Annotated in this window: 15 protein-coding genes, 1 tRNA gene and 1 pseudogene; 7 read left to right on the top strand and 10 right to left on the bottom strand. The window is 70.2% G+C overall.

Annotated elements, in window-relative coordinates:
* Positions 1-19 precede the first annotated feature (19 nt).
* A complete protein-coding gene (locus BLT76_RS10200) occupies positions 20-1,309 on the top strand; it encodes a lipopolysaccharide biosynthesis protein (protein ID WP_139175471.1) in 1,290 nt (429 codons plus the stop codon).
* Here BLT76_RS10200 and BLT76_RS10195 read toward each other — a convergent pair.
* Both BLT76_RS10195 and polA read right to left on the bottom strand, forming a co-directional pair.
* Positions 1,293-2,618 (bottom strand): hypothetical protein, encoded by a 1,326-nt coding sequence (locus BLT76_RS10195; protein WP_139175470.1) that lies wholly within the window; start codon positions 2,616-2,618, stop codon positions 1,293-1,295. The two genes, BLT76_RS10200 and BLT76_RS10195, sit on opposite strands and share 17 nt — an antisense overlap.
* 148 nt (positions 2,619-2,766) lie before the next feature.
* On the bottom strand, positions 2,767-5,457 hold the full coding sequence (gene polA / locus BLT76_RS10190) for a DNA polymerase I (RefSeq protein ID WP_090854778.1): 2,691 nt from the start codon (positions 5,455-5,457) through the stop codon (positions 2,767-2,769).
* 42 nt (positions 5,458-5,499) lie between these two features.
* On the opposite strand from polA, the gene BLT76_RS10185 reads away from it, so the two are divergent.
* Positions 5,500-5,931 (top strand): PaaI family thioesterase, encoded by a 432-nt coding sequence (locus BLT76_RS10185; RefSeq protein ID WP_090854775.1) that lies wholly within the window; start codon positions 5,500-5,502, stop codon positions 5,929-5,931.
* 7 nt (positions 5,932-5,938) lie between these two features.
* On the opposite strand, the gene BLT76_RS10180 is transcribed toward BLT76_RS10185, so the two are convergent.
* Positions 5,939-6,517, bottom strand: coding sequence for a GNAT family N-acetyltransferase (locus BLT76_RS10180; protein ID WP_170867008.1), 579 nt, complete (start codon positions 6,515-6,517; stop codon positions 5,939-5,941).
* A gap of 119 nt (positions 6,518-6,636) precedes the next feature.
* Between BLT76_RS10180 and BLT76_RS10175 the strand changes: the two genes are divergently transcribed.
* Both BLT76_RS10175 and BLT76_RS10170 read left to right on the top strand, forming a co-directional pair.
* The gene (locus BLT76_RS10175) at positions 6,637-7,383 is read left to right on the top strand and encodes a DUF554 domain-containing protein (RefSeq protein WP_170867007.1); all 747 of its coding nucleotides are present in this window, start codon (positions 6,637-6,639) and stop codon (positions 7,381-7,383) included.
* Between the two features lie 156 nt (positions 7,384-7,539).
* Positions 7,540-8,853, top strand: coding sequence for an ABC transporter substrate-binding protein (locus tag BLT76_RS10170; RefSeq protein WP_090854772.1), 1,314 nt, complete (start codon positions 7,540-7,542; stop codon positions 8,851-8,853).
* A 439-nt stretch (positions 8,854-9,292) separates the two neighbouring features.
* Here BLT76_RS10170 and BLT76_RS10165 read toward each other — a convergent pair whose 3' ends face one another.
* The 6 genes from BLT76_RS10165 to BLT76_RS25680 all read right to left on the bottom strand — a co-directional run bounded on the left by BLT76_RS10165 (position 9,293) and on the right by BLT76_RS25680 (position 14,288).
* On the bottom strand, positions 9,293-10,063 hold the full coding sequence (locus tag BLT76_RS10165; RefSeq protein WP_090854769.1) for an ABC transporter ATP-binding protein: 771 nt from the start codon (positions 10,061-10,063) through the stop codon (positions 9,293-9,295).
* The gene (locus BLT76_RS10160; protein ID WP_090854767.1) at positions 10,060-10,965 is read right to left on the bottom strand and encodes an ABC transporter ATP-binding protein; all 906 of its coding nucleotides are present in this window, start codon (positions 10,963-10,965) and stop codon (positions 10,060-10,062) included. Before BLT76_RS10160 ends, BLT76_RS10165 begins: the two co-directional genes overlap by 4 nt.
* Positions 10,955-11,950, bottom strand: a complete 996-nt coding sequence (locus BLT76_RS10155) for a branched-chain amino acid ABC transporter permease (protein WP_090854766.1) — start codon at positions 11,948-11,950, stop codon at positions 10,955-10,957. Before BLT76_RS10155 ends, BLT76_RS10160 begins: the two co-directional genes overlap by 11 nt.
* A gap of 13 nt (positions 11,951-11,963) precedes the next feature.
* The gene (locus BLT76_RS10150; RefSeq protein WP_170867006.1) at positions 11,964-13,178 is read right to left on the bottom strand and encodes an ABC transporter permease subunit; all 1,215 of its coding nucleotides are present in this window, start codon (positions 13,176-13,178) and stop codon (positions 11,964-11,966) included.
* A gap of 274 nt (positions 13,179-13,452) precedes the next feature.
* The gene (locus tag BLT76_RS10145) at positions 13,453-14,064 is read right to left on the bottom strand and encodes an ANTAR domain-containing response regulator (protein ID WP_280139635.1); all 612 of its coding nucleotides are present in this window, start codon (positions 14,062-14,064) and stop codon (positions 13,453-13,455) included.
* Between the two features lie 38 nt (positions 14,065-14,102).
* A complete protein-coding gene (locus tag BLT76_RS25680; protein ID WP_170866998.1) occupies positions 14,103-14,288 on the bottom strand; it encodes a hypothetical protein in 186 nt (61 codons plus the stop codon).
* Between the two features lie 90 nt (positions 14,289-14,378).
* On the opposite strand from BLT76_RS25680, the gene BLT76_RS10140 reads away from it, so the two are divergent.
* From BLT76_RS10140 to BLT76_RS10135, 3 genes and pseudogenes are all read left to right on the top strand, one after another.
* Positions 14,379-14,451 (top strand) — tRNA-Leu (locus BLT76_RS10140).
* 40 nt (positions 14,452-14,491) lie between these two features.
* A pseudogene (locus tag BLT76_RS26580) lies at positions 14,492-14,596 on the top strand (helix-turn-helix domain-containing protein); the annotation flags it as partial.
* Positions 14,597-14,743: 147 nt separating this feature from the next.
* Positions 14,744-15,232, top strand: a complete 489-nt coding sequence (locus BLT76_RS10135) for a hypothetical protein (RefSeq protein ID WP_244509371.1) — start codon at positions 14,744-14,746, stop codon at positions 15,230-15,232.
* 3 nt (positions 15,233-15,235) lie between these two features.
* Here the strand turns inward: BLT76_RS10135 and pyk are convergent, their stop codons facing one another.
* Positions 15,236-16,708: a pyruvate kinase gene (gene pyk, locus BLT76_RS10130; RefSeq protein WP_090854761.1), complete on the bottom strand. Its 1,473-nt coding sequence runs from the start codon at positions 16,706-16,708 to the stop codon at positions 15,236-15,238.
* Positions 16,709-16,710: the final 2 nt, after the last annotated feature.

Genomic DNA, 16,710 nt, shown 5'->3' with positions numbered 1-16,710 from the left:
CCGGCCGTACGATGAGCCGGTGACGACGACGACCGACCGTCCCGCCCCACGTCCGGGCGGGCTGAGAGGCCTACTCCGCGGAGGCGCCGGCATCGCCGTCGCGATGGCGGTCATGAACATCTCGACCTACGGCTACCAGCTGGTCGCGGCCCGTCGTCTCGGCCCGACCGAGTACGGCGCGGTCGCCAGCCTGATGGCGCTGTTGATGGTGCTCGCCGTGGTCCAGCTCGGTCTCCAGGCGACCGCGGCCCGCCGGATCTCGGCGACCCCCGCGAACGTGGCGCAGATCGAGCGGGTCATCATGGCCGTCACCTACCGGGCGGCGCTGGTGGTGGGGGCGGTGATGCTGCTGGCTGCTCCTCTGGTCCACCGCGTGCTGCGTCTCGACAGTGTGTGGCCGGCCGTCTTCATCGCGCTCGCCGCAGTGCCGCTCACCATCCAGGGCGGCCAGGCCGGCATCCTGCAGGGCGAACGGCGCTGGCTGCCGCTCGGGCTCGTCTACCTCGGTGTCGGTGTCCCGCGGCTGCTCATCGGCTCGATCTGCATCGCGATCGAGCCCAGCGAGAGCGCGGCGATGCTCGGCGTCCTCCTCGGCCTTCTCGCCCCCGTCGCGGCCGGGTGGATCGCACTCCGCCGCCCGCGCGACGCGGGCGAGCACAGCCCCGAGCACGCAGGTCGGGCGGTGACCCGGGAGACCTTCCACGCCTCGATGGCCCTGCTGGCCTTCTTCGTCCTGAGCAACATCGACATCCTGGTCGCCCGCAACGTCCTGGACTCCCACGACGCGGGCCTCTACGCCGGTGGCCTGATCCTCACCAAGGCGACTCTGTTCCTGCCCCAGTTCGTCGTGGTGGTCGCCTTCCCGGCGATGTCGACGGTCAGCGAACGCCGCGCGACCCTGCTGCGCAGTCTCGTGCTCGTCCTCGCGCTCGGCGTCGCCACGATGCTCGGAGTCCTGCTGCTCCCCGACCTGGCGATGCTCTTCGTCGGCGGCCACGAGTACGACGAGGTCAGCTCGCTGCTGTGGCTCTTCGCGATGCTCGGGACCTTCTTGTCCATGCTCCAGCTGCTGGTCTACTCGGTGCTGGCTCGGCAGGGCACCCGGACCGCCTACCTGATCTGGGCGGCCGTGGTGGTGCTGGTCACCGTCGGCGCCGCCCTGGGCTCGCTCGGCGGGCTGCTGGCGACCGTCGCGCTGGTCGACGGCGTGCTGCTCGTCGGCCTGCTGGTGCTGAGCCTGTGGCGGATGAACCGCCTGGTCTCGGTGCCCCCCGGCGGGCTGGCGCCCGCGGTCAGCCCTCCGGGCTGACCGTCCCTGTCGGCGACGGGCTCTGGCTCGCGGGCTCGTCGCTCAACGACTCGCTCGGGCTCTCGCTCGGGCTCTCGGAGCCGTCCGCCCCGGACGGCGTGCTCCCCGGGTCCGTGCTGTCCCCGGCCTCGAAGGCGGGCAGGAACACCGCGACGTCCTGGTAGAGCAGCACCCCGCCCCAGTCGTTCACCGCGACCGGGCCGGCACCGGTGTCGCTCGCGACGTCGGCTCCGGTGCGTGCGTTCAGGACGACCCCGACCCCGCTGTCCAGGATCCCGTAGACCAGGTCGTCCTGGACCAGCGTGACGAGCGGCGCGAACCGCTCCTCGTCGGGCAACGACCACGCCGGCTCACCCGTCTCGAGGTCCCACCCGACGACGTCGTCGTCGTCGGCCATGGTGCACACCCGCACGGTCCCCGAGGTCGCACCGCACGCCCAGTTCCAGCGGGCGGTCTCGGTCGGAGCGCCGGGCTCGCCCGTCTCGAGGTCGAGCGGGACGATCGCCGGCTCGGTGCCGGCGCCGAGCGAGCGCACCACCGTCACGGCGTCGTCGGTGTGACCGATCGCGGTGGCGTCGACGGTGCCGCGCAGCGAGCGCCACTCCGGGTCGCCCGACTCGAGCCCGACCGCCTCGACGGCCCCCGGCCGCTGTGCGAGACCGGTGTTGAGCACCACCACGTCGTCGGTGACGTCGAGAACCCGTGCCGGGCGCTGGCGCCACAGCACGTCGTCGAGCTCGATGTCGACCGCGAGCGCTGCCCGGCTGCCGGTCTGCCCGACCGCCGTCTCGATGACCACGACGTCGCCGGTGACGCCGGCGATGCGAGCGGTCGCCGGCAGCGCCTCCCCTTCGGGATCCTGCGGCAGTACGGCGGTCGCGACGTCGAGCAGCTCACCGCTCTGGAGGTCGAACCGGGTGATCGTGAAGGTGTCCTCGCCGATGTAGGTGCCACTCCCTGCCTCGTTGGCCGCCTCGAGGAGGATGCCGACGCCGGCCGCGCGATCGACCTCGAGGTCGGTGAACTGACCGTCGGTCGTGGTGAGCGTGTAGGCCGACTTCAGGGACGGCAGCACCCGTCCGATGGCGCTGCCGGCCGACACGGTGATCACCGTGTCCTCACCGGCACCGACCGCCAGCACGCCCGTCTCGGCGAAGGTCGTCGAGCCCGGGCTGTTGAAGGCGGTGGGCACTGCTGTCGGTCGCTCGTCGGGCAGCGGCTGCGCCGAAGTCGACGCCGAGGTCTCCGCGTCCGGCTGGTCCGCGTCCGGGTCCTTGACCCAGCTGCACCCGGCGAGGGACACCGTCACCACAAGGGCGATCAGCCCTGCCCTGCCGGTGCGTCCCCGTGCAAACTTCGTGCCCACGACTCCTCCTGTCCTGGTGGCGCCTCCGCGCGCCGCCCCACCCTAGGCGGGGACTCCGTCATCCGGGGCCGAACCCGCCGTAGCCGTCGACTCAGTGGGCGGCCTCGTGCCAGCTCCGGCCGGTGCCGACGGAGACGTCGAGCGGGACCGCCAGCTCGGCGGCACCGCCCATCTGGGCGCGGACGAGGGCGTCCAGCTCCTCCCGCTCCCCCGGGGCGACCTCCAGCACGAGCTCGTCGTGGACCTGCAGGAGCATCCGGGACTGCAGTCCGGCGGCCTGGATCGCGCGCTCGACGTCGAGCATCGCGATCTTGATCAGGTCGGCGGCCGAGCCCTGGATCGGGGCGTTGAGGGCCATCCGCTCCGCCGACTCACGGCGCATCCGGTTGTCGCTGGTGAGGTCGGGCAGCTGACGCCGGCGGCCCATGATCGTCTCGGTGAAGCCGGACTTGCGCGCCTCGTCGACCACGCCCTGGAGGTAGTCGCGGATGCCGCCGAAGGTCTGGAAGTACTCGTCCATGAGCCCCCGGGCCTCGGCCGGCTCGATGCCGAGCTGGCCGCTCAGACCGAAGGCGGACAGGCCGTAGGCGAGCCCGTAGTTCATCGCCTTGATCTTGGCCCGCATCTCGACCGTGACCGCATCGGCCGGGACGTCGAAGACCCGCGCGGCGGTGATGGAGTGGAAGTCCTGACCGGACCGGAACGCCTCGATCAGCAGCTCGTCCTCCGAGAGGTGGGCCATGATCCGCATCTCGATCTGGCTGTAGTCGGCCGTCATCAGCGACTCGTGGCCGGGACCGACGACGAAGGCCTCCCGGATCCGGCGGCCCTCCTCGGTGCGGATCGGGATGTTCTGCAGGTTCGGGTCGGTGCTGGAGAGCCGACCGGTCGCCGCGATCATCTGGTTGAACGTCGTGTGGATGCGCCCGTCGGGCTGCACCGTCTTCAGCAGACCCTCGATGGTCTGGCGGAGCCGGATCACGTCGCGGTGGCGGAGCAGGTGGAGCAGGAACGGGTGCTCGGTCTTCACGTAGAGCGCCTGCAGCGCATCCGCGTCGGTCGTGTAGCCGGTCTTGGTGCGCTTGGTCTTGGGCATGCCGAGCTCGTCGAAGAGCACGACCTGCAGCTGCTTGGGCGAGCCGAGGTTGATCTCTTTGCCGATCACCGCGAACGCCTCGTCGGCCGCCTGCCGCACCTCGGCGGCGAAGTGACCCTCCAGCTGCTCCAGGTGATCGGTGTCGACCGCGATGCCGGTCGTCTCCAGCTGGCCGAGCAGCTGGACGAGCGGAAGCTCGACCTCGGCGAGCAGCCGGGTGCCCCCGGCCTGCTCGACCTCACCGTCGAGCGCCTCGGCCAGGTCGATGACCGCACGGGCGTGCAGCATCGCCGTCTCCGCGACGTCGTCGCCGCCCTCGACCGGCTCGTCGAAGAGCATCCCCTGGTCGGGCTCGCTCTCGGTGCGCAGCTCGCGACGCAGGTAGCGCAGGGTGAGGTCGCCCAGGTTGTAGGAGCGCTGGTCGGGCTGGACCAGGTAGGCGGCGAGCGCGGTGTCGCTGACCAGGCCGGCCAGCGTCCAGCCCTGGGCGGCCAGGGCGTGCCGGGGACCCTTGGCGTCGTGGAGCACCTTGGGTCGCTCCGGGTCGGCCAGCCAGGCCCCCAGCGCGGCGTCGTCCTCGGGGGTCAGGTCAGCCGCGTCGACGTACGCCGCGAGCCCGGTGACGTCGGCGATCGCGAGGCCCTCGACCGCACCGGTGCCGGACCCCCAGCTGCCGCGCACGTGGACCCCGACGTGCTGCGCACCCAGGCCGCCGAGGAAGTCGGCGACCTCACCGGCCGGCAGGCGGCGACCGGACAGCTCGAAGCCTCCCTCGTCCACGGGGGCCTCCTCCTCCGGGCTGAGCGTGTCGATGGTGCGCTGACGCAGCTCACCGCGGAACTCCAGGTCGTCGAAGAGGGTGAGCGCGGCCTGGCGGTCCCAGGGGGCGAGGACCAGCTCGCTGGGGACCTTCTCCAGGTCGAGGTCGCGGACCAGGGCGTTCAGCTGGCGATTGCGGATCACGTCGCCGAGGTGCTCGCGCAGCGACTCGCCCTTCTTGCCGGTGATCTGGTCGGCGTGGGTGATGACGTTGTCGAGGCCGTCGTAGGTGTTGATCCACTTCGCCGCGAAGCCCTGGCCGACGCCGGGCACCCCGGGCAGGTTGTCGGAGGTCTCGCCGACGATCGCCGCGAGCTCGGGGTAACGGTGGGGCGGCACGCCGTACTTGGTCTCGACCGCCTCGGGCGTCATCCGGGCCAGGTCGGAGACCCCGCGCATGGGGTAGAGCACGGTCGAGTCGGCGGTCACCAGCTGCAGGGAGTCGCGGTCGCCGGTGAGGATCAGCACCTCCATGCCGTCCGCGAGCGCCTGCGTCGTCAGGGTGGCGATGATGTCGTCGGCCTCGAAGCCGTCCTTCTTCAAGAAGGTGATGCCGAAGGCGTCCAGGACCTGCTCGAGGATCGGCAGCTGGCCGCTGAACTCCCCCGGGGTCTTGTTGCGCTTCGCCTTGTACTCCGAGTACTGCTCGAGCCGGAAGGTCTGGCGCGAGACGTCGAAGGCCACCCCGACGTGGGTCGGCTGCTCGTCGCGCAGCACGTTGACCAGCATCGACACGAAGCCGTAGACGGCGTTGGTGTGTTGGCCGGTGGTCGTGGAGAAGTTCTCCACCGGCAACGCGAAGAACGCGCGGTAGGCCAGCGAGTGGCCGTCGAGGAGGAGCAGGCGCGGACGGGTCGACTCAGGCACCCGCCGACTCTAGCGGCGCCCGCCGACAGGCAGGATGGGGCCATGAGCGAGCAGCTGTCGATCGAGGAGTACGTCGCCGCGATGCCCGAGGGCATGGGCGGGCTGAACGAGAAGATGGGCATCGAGCTCGTCGAGATCTCCGCCGAGCGGGTCGTCGCGACCATGCCGGTCGCCGGCAACACCCAGCCCTACGGCCTGCTGCACGGGGGCGCGTCGGTCGTGCTCGCCGAGACGCTCGGCTCGATCGGCTCGGCGATCCACGCCCACCCCGACAAGGTCGCCGTCGGCGTCGACATCAACGCCACCCACCACCGCTCGGCCACCGGCGGGCTCGTCACCGGCGTGGCCACCGCCATCCACCTCGGTCGCTCCTCGGCCGCCTACGAGGTCGTCATCACCGACGAGCACGGCAAGCGCGTCTGCACCTCGCGCATCACCTGCTCGCTGATCCCCCGCGAGCGCGTGGGGCTGTAGCGCCGGTTCAGCCCGCGTCGGGCGCGGCCTGCGAGCGCTTGAGCGAGCGCCGGGCGGCCAGCACCTGGCCGAGCTGGCGACCGCCGCCGCGGTGCAGGCTGGGTCGCTGGGCGACCAGTCGCGCCCGGACGGCATGGGTCGGGGCGACCCGGAGGACCGCCTGCGGCCCCAACGCCAGCCTCGCCATGAAGCGGTTGCCGTCGCGCGAGCTCGACGCCGCCGCCGTGGCGACCTGGCCGATGCCGAGCTCCTCGGCGAAGGTGACCGCCGCCTCCATGAGGGTGCGTCCGACACCGTGGCGCCGGTACTCGGGCAGCACGTGCGGCGACAGCGCCTGCACGGTCGGCTCCAGGTTGAGGGCGCTGAGCGTCGTCAGCCGCAGGTAGACCGCACCCGCGGGACTGCCGTCGTACTCGGCGACGACGAGCTTCTCGTCCGGTGACTGCGTCGCGTTCTTGATGATCACCTCGAGATCGGCGATCTGCTCCTGGCGGTCGGCGCGGCGGAGCGTGTCGGCCCACAGGGTGGCCAGGAACGGCGCGTCGGTGATCGCGGCACTGCGCAGCGTCACCAGTGTGCGCATCATCGGTCCATCGCCTTCCACGCCTTCCTGGTGTGGCGAGCGCGCTGTCTGTCCCCGTGAACGCGGCTCCTCGGGGGCGAGGCTACTCTCTGCAGGCCGCGGACGGCAGAGGAGGGTGTGGGGTGATCCCAGGGATCGGAACGGTCGTGAACGTGGCGACCGTGCTGGTCGGTGCGCTGCTCGGCCTGCTGCTCGGCAACCGGCTGCCGACCCGCACCCGCGAGGTGGTCACCGACGCGCTCGGACTGGTCACGCTGCTCATCGCGGCGACGTCGGCGACGGCCGTGCTGGACCCCGCGTTCTCGGACGAGGTCGGGGACAGCGCCCCGATGCTCATCGTCCTCGGGTCGCTCCTCGTCGGCGGGATCGTCGGCTCGCTACTCGGCATCGAGCGCGGCGTCGGCTCCTTCGGGGGCTGGCTGCAGCGCCGCCTCGTCGGCCAGACCGGATCGGCCGAGCGGCAGCGCTTCATCGAGGGCTTCGTGGCCTCGTCGCTGCTGTTCTGCACCGGACCGCTGACCATCCTGGGATCGCTGAACGACGGACTCGGCAACGGCGCCGACCAGCTGTTCCTGAAGTCGGCGCTCGACGGCTTCGCGGCGATCGCCTTCGCGGCGTCCTTCGGCTGGGGCGTCGCGGCCAGCATCGTGACCGTCGTGACCGTGCAAGGCAGCCTGACGCTGCTCGGGCTGGCGCTCGGCGACGTGCTCCCCGACGCGCACCTGGCCGCCGTCACCGCGGTCGGCGGACTGCTCCTGGTGGGCGTGGCACTGCGGCTGCTGCGGGTCCGGGAGGTGGCCGTGGCGGACCTGCTGCCGGCCCTGCTCATCGCTCCGGTGCTGGTGACCACGGTCGCGGCCTTTCACTGAGCGCGGGCTCTCCGGCCTCAAAACATCCTGCTTGGTCACAAAACGGCCACAAAAGGGTTCAGGTCACAGACCCGGCTCCCAAACCCCTCCCACCGCACTACGGTGCTTGCTGGTGCCCATGCCCGCATGGTGCTTCGTGAGAACCCCGGAGGATAGATGAAGCGCAATACCCTGACTCTTCGCCTGGCGGCCGTGACCGCCGCGAGCGCCCTGGTGCTGGCCGCCTGCGGCAGCGAGGACAGCAGCAGCGACGCCGAGTCGAACGACTCGCCCAGCGAGAGCAGCAGCAGCTCGGCCGAGCCCGTCGCCGAGGGCGACGGCACCCTGACGTTCGGCTCCCTGCTGCCGGCCACCGGCAGCCTGGCCTTCCTCGGCCCGCCGGAGTTCGCTGGCGTCGACCTGGCCGTCAAGGAGATCAACGAGGCCGGCGGCGTGCTCGGCAAGGACGTCGTGCACGTGCGCGGTGACTCCGGTGACGCCGACTCGGGCATCGCCCCCGCCGAGTCCGACAAGCTGATCGACGCCGGTTCCGACGTCATCGTCGGTGCGGCCTCGTCCGGTGTCTCGCTGACCGCCATCGACAAGATCATGTCGGCGGGCGTCGTCATGTACTCCCCCGCGAACACCTCCACGGCGTTCGACGAGGGCGACTACTCCAAGCCCGACCTGTACTTCCGCACCGCTCCGTCCGACATCCTGCAGGGCGCGGTCCTCGCGAACCTGCTGGTCAAGGACGGCCGCAAGAACGTCGCGATCCTGGCCCGTCAGGACGCGTACGGCGAGACCCTCGCCTCGGAGATCAAGAAGAACCTGGAGGCCCAGGGCTCCGCGGTCGCGCTCACCGAGTTCTACGGCGAGAAGGCGCAGACCTTCGACACCCAGGTGCAGGAGATCGCCGGCGCCGGTGCCGACGCCGTCGTCCTGGTCGCGTTCGAGGAGACCACCTCGATCATCCCGCAGCTCGTCTCCGCGGGTGCCGGACCCAAGGACCTGCCGACCTACTTCGTCGACGGCAACACCGCCGACTACAGCTCCGAGGCCAGCGTCCCGCTCCCGGCGGGCACCCTCGAGGGCACCAAGGGCACCATCCCGGGCGCCGAGACCGCGGGCGACTTCAAGGACCGCCTGAAGGGTGTCGACCCGAAGCTGACCGACTACTCCTACTCGGCGGAGTCGTACGACGCCGTCGTGACCTCGGCGCTGGCGGCCATCGCGGCCCAGAGCGACGCGGGTGAGGCCATCGCCAGCAAGCTCGTCGACGTCACCACCGGTGGCGAGAAGTGCACCACCTTCGCCGACTGCGCCGCCCTGCTCGAGGCCGACCCGGCCGCCGACATCGACTACGACGGTGTCTCCGGTCCGATCGAGCTCGGTGAGACCGGCAGCCCGACCGCCGCGTCCATCGGCATCTACGAGTACGACGCCGAGAACAAGATCTCGCCGGTCGAGTACATCTCCGGCAACATCTGATCCCAGCAGTACTCAGCAGCACCCCGCACCACCGAAGGGCCCCGGAGCACCGCTCCGGGGCCCTTCGTCATGCCCGGGGCACCTGCCTCGGCCCGCCGTGTCCGCCCTGCGCTGGGTCGCACGTCCCTGCACCGGGTCGCACCGGGTCGCACTGGCTCGCTCGGAGAGTTTCATCGGCTGGCCGACAGACCTCACGCCGGGACGATGAAGGTTTGTCGTCCCGGCGTGAGTTTCATCGGCCAGCCGATGAAACTCTCATCCCGGCCCGGCCGCGCCTGACCGGCGGGCGGGGGCAGCAGCCGGCGCCCCGTGCCCGCGGACGCACGTCGCGACGCAGGACGTCGTACCCCCGTGGGGCCGCGTCCGAGAACGCCACAGGGCCCGGGAGCGATGCTCCCGGGCCCTGTGTGGGGTGTTGCTGCGTCGTACGGGTGCTGCCTCAGCTGGCCGCGCCGAGGGTGCCGAGGTAGAGCTCGATGACCTTCGGGTCGCCGGCGAGCGACTTGCCGGTGCCGCTGTAGGCGTTGCGGCCCTGGTCGAGGACGTAGCCGCGGTCGCAGATCTGCAGGCAGCGGTTGGCGTTCTGCTCGACCATGATCACGGAGACGCCGGCCTTGTTGATCTTGCGGGTCTGGACGAACACCTCGTCCTGCATGACCGGCGAGAGACCCGCGGAGGGCTCGTCGAGCAGCAGCACGGAGGGGTTCATCATCAGGGCGCGGCCCATCGCGACCATCTGCCGCTCACCACCGGAGAGCGACCCCGCGCGCTGCTTGCGGCGGGTGCCGAGGGTCGGGAACAGGTCGGTCACGAAGTCGAACCGCTCCGTGAACGTGCCCGGAGCCTGGTAGCAGCCCATCTCGAGGTTCTCCTCGATGGTCAGGCTCGGGAACACGTTGTTGGTCTGCGGCACGAAGCCGATCCCCTTGGTGACCAGCTGGTCGGCGCGCTGGTTGGTGATGTCGTCGCCCTTCAGCAGCACCTGGCCGGTGTGCACCTTGACCAGGCCGAAGAGCGCCTTGAGCAGGGTGGACTTGCCGGCGCCGTTCGGGCCGATGATGCCGACCAGCTCGCCGGGCTGGCAGTAGAGGTCGGCGCCGTTGAGGATGTTGACCCCCGGCAGGTAGCCGGCGATCAGGTTGTCGGCGCGGAGTACGGCGCCGTCGGCGTGCGCGAGGTGGTTCTCGCGCTCGGTGGAGTTCTCGCTCATGCCTGCTCCTCCTTGATCTCCGCCTCGACCTCGGCCTCGAGCGCAGCCTCGTCGAGCTCGCTCAGGTCGGTGTCGTGGTGGGCGCCCAGGTAGGCGTCGATGACCCGCTGGTCGGCCATGACCGACTGCGGGGTGCCCTCGGCCACGATCTGCCCCTGGGCCATGACGATCACCCAGTCGGAGATGTGGCGCACCATGTCCATGTCGTGCTCGACGAACAGCACGGTGCGGCCCTCGTCGCGCAGCGACTGCACGTGTCCGAGCAGCGACTGCTTGAGCGCGGGGTTCACGCCGGCCATCGGCTCGTCGAGCATGATCAGCTCGGGGTCGACCATCAGCGCGCGCGCCATCTCGAGGAGCTTGCGCTGACCGCCGGAGAGCGAGCCCGCGAAGTCCTCCCGCTTGGCGTCGAGCTTGAAGCGGGCGAGCAGGTCGTCCGCACGGGACGTGATCTCGTCCTCCTGGCCCTTCCAGAGCCACTTGAACGGCGCCAGCCAGAACTTCTCGCCCTTCTGGCCGGTCGCACCGAGACGCATGTTCTCGATGACCGTCAGCTTGGCGAGCACCTTGGTCAGCTGGAAGGTGCGCACCATGCCGAGCCGGGCGACCTTGTAGGCCGACACGCTCTGCAGGGCGTTGCCGTTGAAGCTCCACTGGCCGCTGTTCGGCTCGTCGAAGCCGGTCAGCAGGTTGAACAGCGTCGTCTTGCCGGCACCATTGGGGCCGATCAGCGCGGTGATGACGCCCCGCTGGATCTCGATGTGCTCGACGTCGACGGCCTTCAGCCCGCCGAAGGTGCGGGTGATCCCGCTGCCGACGACGATCGGGTCCGGCTTCTTGGCGCCCGGGTCCGTCGCCACCTGGGCGAGCGCGGCCTGCGCCGCGGTGAGTTCAGCGGCCATCGATCGCGATCTCCCTTCGATCGCCGAAGATCCCCTGAGGTCGGAAGATCATCAGCAGCATGAGTGCCAGTCCGGTGACGATGAAGCGGGTCAGGCTGGACTGGGACGAGTCCATCAGCCAGGTCGGCAGGATGGGGTCGGGCCCGCTGGTCATCTGGCCGAACGTCGCGCCCAGGCCGGACAGCAGGAACCACAGGATCACGCCACCGACCACGGGCCCGAGGACCCGCGCCGCGCCGCCGACGAGCAGGGCGGTGTAGGCGAGGAAGGTCAGGTTGGTGTTGTAGTCGGTCGGGACCACCGACGCCTGCTTGAGGGCGAAGAAGAGACCGGCGAGCCCGCCGATCATGCCGCCCAGGATCAGCGCCTGCATCTTGTAGGCGAAGACGTTCTTGCCGAGCGAGCGGACGGCGTCCTCGTCCTCACGGATCGAGCGCAGGACGCGGCCCCAGGGGCTGCGCATGAGCGCCCACACCACGAGGCAGCAGATCGCCACCAGGCTCCAGCCGACCGTGATGTTCCACAGGTCGTCGCGCCGGTAGCTGATGAAGCCGAGGTCGATCCCGTCCGAGTACGGGTTCAGGTCCTTGTAGACCTTCGAGTAGCCGGTCAGGCCGTTCGAGCCGCCGAAGGTGTCCTTCATCTCGACCGAGCCGAAGACCAGTCGGAGCGCCTCGGAGGTCGCGATCGTCACGATCGCCAGGTAGTCGGCCCGCAACCGGAGCGTCGGCAGACCCAGCACGATGGCCAGGGCCAGGGCCGCGACGAACGAGACCGCCACGCCGAGCCAGAACGACCCGTCGAGGATGACCACGGTCACGGCGAGGCCGTAGGCCCCGACGGCCATGAAGCCGGACTGGCCGAAGTTGAGCAGTCCGGTGTAGCCGAAGTGCACGTTGATGCCGATGGCCGCCAGCACGTAGACGATGGCCGTCGGACCGAGCGCCTGCTGCAGGGCGGTGCGGAGAATTTCCAGGAAGTCCATGTCCGTGTCCCCTCTACCCGATCCGCTCTCGGCGGCCGAGGATGCCTTGCGGCCTGACCAGCAGGATGAGGATGAGCACGACGAGCGCACCGACCTCCTTGATGGACGACGGAACGCCGAACGTCGGACCGACCTCGACGATGATGCCGATCACCAGCGACCCGAGCAGGGCGCCCCAGATCGTGCCGAGACCGCCGAGGGTCACCGCGGCGAAGACGAGGAGCAGCATCCGACCGCCGTTCTGGAAGCTGACCTGGCTGTTGAGCCCGAGCAGCACGCCGGACAGGCCGGTCAGGGCCGTGCCCAGGATCCAGGCGTTGCGGATGACGCTGTCGACCCGCATGCCGGACGAGGCCGACAGCGCCGGGTTGTCCGACACCGCGCGCATGGCCTTGCCCATCCGGGTCTTCATCATGGCGATGCAGACCGCGGTGATGACGACCAGCGAGATCACGATGATCGCGATCTCCTTGTCGTTCAGGTGGATCGGGCCCCACGAGTGCCGGACCTGGGCGACGTACTGGTCGTAGGTCTGGGTCGACCCGCCGAAGGTGTACTGGAAGATGCTGCGCAGGAAGAGCGCGAAGCCGATCGACACGATCATCATCGCGATGAGGCCGGTCCCACGGCGCCGCAGCGGTCGCCACAGGACGCGGTCCTGGGCATAGCCGAACAGCGCGGACACCAGCACCGCGGCCAGGCCGGCGAGGATCACCGGGAGCCCCGCATCGCGGTTGAACCAGTAGGTCACCACGCCACCGAGGGTGATCAGCTCGCCGTGGGCGAAGTTCGTGAGCCCGGTCGCGCCGAAGATCAGCGAGAGCCCGAGCGCGGCGAGCGCGATGATCAATCCGAACTTGATGCCCGACACGATCGAGTCGATCAGCTTCGTGGCGAAGCCGGTCGTGTCGGCCGCCTGGACACCGATCGGGAACGCCGCGATGGTGGCCGAGCCGCTGATCAGGACGCGGACCTCGAGCTCGGTGCGGGTCTTGCTGTCGAGCTCGATGCCCTCCGGGAGCGTGTCCTCGTCCAGCGTGACGGTGTAGGTGCCACCGCCGGGCAGCGGGATGCTGGCCTTGCCCTCGGCGTCGGTGACGTCCTCACCGACCTCGGTGCCGTCGTCGGTCGTGACGGTGAGCGTCACGCCCTCGATCGGCGCCGGCTGGCCGTCCACCTTCTTCGAGTCATCGCTCAGGGTGACGTCGATCGCCGTACCGTCCCCCACGGGAGCGTCGGCCGGGGCCGACGGACTCGAGGAGGGACTCGGCGATGACGTCTCGTCGGCGAACGCAGCGGCCGGGGACAGCAGGGCTGCTGTCACCACCGCCAGCGCTATCAGTCGCGAAACCACACACAACTCCGTTCGTTCCACGCACCAGCGGCGAGGGTGGATGCAGTCTAGGGGTCCACAGGGCGAGACGTGTCACATCCGTGAGTGTCGACCGAAGGGAGATGCGGGCTTTACCTGCCCGTGACCTGGGGCGACGCGGGCGTGATGCTCAGGCCCCGGCGATGCCCGGCCCGTGCTCGACGACGCCGTCAGCGACCTGGCGCATCGAGAGCCGCAGGTCCATGGCGGTCTTCTGGATCCAGCGGAACGCCTCGGGCTCGGTGAGGCTGAGCTGCTGCTGCAGCACGCCCTTGGCCCGGTCCACCGCCTTGCGGGTCTCCAGGCGCTCGGTGAGATCGGCGACCTCGGCCTCCAGCTGGCCGAGCTCGGCGAACCGGCTCACGGCCATCTCGATGGCGGGCACCAGGTCGCCCTTGCTGAACGGCTTGACGAGGTATGCCATCGCCCCCGCGTCACGGGCCCGCTCGACCAGGTCGCGCTGCGAGAACGCGGTGAGGATGACGACCGGGGCGATCCGCTGCCCGGCGATCGCCTCGGCCGCGGCGATCCCGTCGAGCACCGGCATCTTCACGTCGAGGATGACCAGGTCGGGACGGAGATCCTGGGCCAGCTCGATCGCCTTGGCCCCGTCGCCGGCCTGGCCGACGACGTCGTACCCCTCCTCGGTGAGCATCTCCGCGAGGTCCATCCGGATGAGCACCTCGTCCTCGGCGATGACGACGGTGCGGGTCGAGGGAGTCGGCTGAGCGGGCTCGGTCACGCGGCCCAGGCTAGCGCCGCCCGCCGACGGCGCCGGGGTCAGGCCAGGTGCTGGGCGGTCGCCGCGGCGTGCACGACCGGCTCCCGGTCCGCGGCGCGAGCAGCTACGAAGGCGTCGACCTCGGCCCGCTCGACGCGTCGGCGCGAGCACTCGACGGAGGCGAGCCGCGCGTTCTCGACCGCGCGGAGATTGCTGGTGCTGGCCCACTGCCACGGCTGCCACATGGCTGCCTCCCGATGTCCCGAGATCGTCCGACAGTGAAACTCTAGTACTTCAGTCCACTTAAGCCAAGGGTAGGGTGGCGCCGCTTTCCGGCCCCGGTAGTCCAACGGCAGAGACAGTGGTCTCAAACACCATCCAGTGTGGGTTCGAATCCCACCCGGGGCACACGACCGAATCTGTCGGCGGCGGGCGAAAGACTGCCGGCATGTACGACGACTCCACGAGAGCCACCGCTCTCAAGCTGCTCCAGGACATGACACTCAGCGACGCGAGTCGGGCCACCGGAGTCAGCCGGTCGACCCTCAGGGCTTGGCGTGACGCCACCGGGCCAGCTCCGACGCCCGGGTGCCACCGGTGCGCAGGAAGATCGCCGCCTGCCAAGCCGTACGCCGCTCTGCTGGGCTACTACCTCGGCGACGGATGCCTCTCGCGGCAGCCACGCTACTTCGCGCTCCGAGTGAGCTGCGACCAGACGTACCCCGGGATCGTCGACGACGTCGTGAAGCTCATCGAGTCCGTGCGCCCCCACCGACGGGTCTTCCAGGTAACGGCTCCTGGAGCCGTCGTGGTGCAGTCCAACTGGGTGCACTGGCCGTGCCTCTTCCCGCAGCACGGGCCAGGGCGCAAGCACGAGCGCGCGATCCTGTTGGAGGACTGGCAGAGAGTGCTGGTCGAGGAGCACCCGGCCGCGTTCTTGCGCGGGCTCTTCCACTCCGACGGCTGCCGGGTTCGCAACTGGGCGACGCGAGTCGTGGCGGGCCATCAGAAGCGCTACGACTACCCCCGCTGGCAGTTCGTCAACGCCTCGACCGACATCCGTGAGCTGTGTTGCTGGGCACTCGATCTGGTCGATGTCGCCTGGCGGCAGTCGACCACCCGCACCATCAGCGTCTCGACCCGCGCGGGGGTCGCCCGCCTCGACGAGCTGATCGGACAGAAGAGCTGAGCGTCAGCTCCGCTGGTACGCCGGCGCGACGCCGTTGATCGCGTCGCCCATCCGGTGGATGCGCAGCGCGTTGGTCGAGCCGGGGATGCCGGGAGGGGCGCCCGCGATGATCACGACGAGGTCGCCCTCCTGCACGCGACCGATCCGCAGCAGCTGGTCGTCGACCTGGCGGACCATCTCGTCGGTGTGCTCGACGGTCTGGGTCTTGAAGGTCTCGACGCCCCACGACAGCGAGAGCTGCGAGCGCACGGTCGCCTCCGGGGTGAAGGCCAGGAGAGGCACCGGGCCGCGCAGCCGCGACATCCGGCGAGCGGAGTCGCCGGACTGGGTGAAGGCGACGACGTACTTGGCGCCCACCCGCTCCGCGACCTCGGCTGCCGCCTTGGCGATCACGCCACCGTTGGTGTGCGGGTCCCACTCGATGGTGTCGAACACGCCGACCCCGGAGGAGCGCGCTGCCTCGAGCGCGTGCCGCTCGGTGGAGGTGATGATCCGGGCCATCGTCTCGACGGTGTGGATCGGGAACTCCCCCACGCCGGTCTCGCCGGAGAGCATCACCGCGTCGGCGCCGTCGAGGACGGCGTTGGCGACGTCGGAGGCCTCGGCGCGGGTCGGCGACGGGCTCGAGATCATCGACTCCAGCATCTGGGTCGCGACGATGACGGGCTTGGCGTTGAGGCGGGCCTTGCGCACGATCTGCTTCTGCAGGAACGGCACGTCCTCGAGCGGGCACTCCACGGCCAGGTCGCCGCGGGCGACCATGAAGCCGTCGAACGCCGCAATGACCTCGTCCAGGTTCTCGATGGCCTGCGGCTTCTCGATCTTGGCGATGACCGGGACCAGGACGCCCTCCTCGCGCATGATCGCGCGCACGTCCTCGGCGTCCTTGGCGTCGCGCACGAAGCTGAGCGCGATGAAGTCGACGCTGAGGCTCAGCGCGAAGCGCAGGTCGCGGATGTCCTTCTCGGACAGCGCCGGGACGGAGACGGCCACACCGGGCAGGTTGATGCCCTTGTTGTTGCTGACCTTGCCACCGACCAGCACCTCGGTGTGCACGTCGGTGCCGTCCTCGACCCCGGTGACCCGGAGTCGGACCTTGCCGTCGTCGATGAGGATCGGGTCGCCGACCTTCACGTCACCGGGCAGGCCCTTGTACGTCGTCCCGCTGATCTTGTCGTCGCCGTCGACGTCCCGGGTGGTGATCGTCCAGGCCTGGCCCCGGCGCAGCTGCACCGGACCGCCCGAGAACTTCTCCAGCCGGATCTTCGGCCCCTGGAGGTCGGCGAAGATCCCGACCCCGTGACCGGCGGCATCGGCCGCCTCGCGGACGAGCCGGTAGGCCTCCGCGTGGTCCTCGTGGGTGCCGTGACTCATGTTCAGCCGGGCGACGTCCATCCCCGCGTACACGAGTTCGCGGATGCGCCGCGGGGAGGAGGTGGCCGGGCCGAGGGTGCAGACGATCTTGGCTCTACGCACGA

Origin of the sequence: Nocardioides lianchengensis, assembly GCF_900101465.1 — a bacterium.
Lineage (GTDB): Bacteria > Actinomycetota > Actinomycetes > Propionibacteriales > Nocardioidaceae > Nocardioides > Nocardioides lianchengensis.
This window is presented reverse-complemented; position numbering and strand designations above follow the sequence as displayed.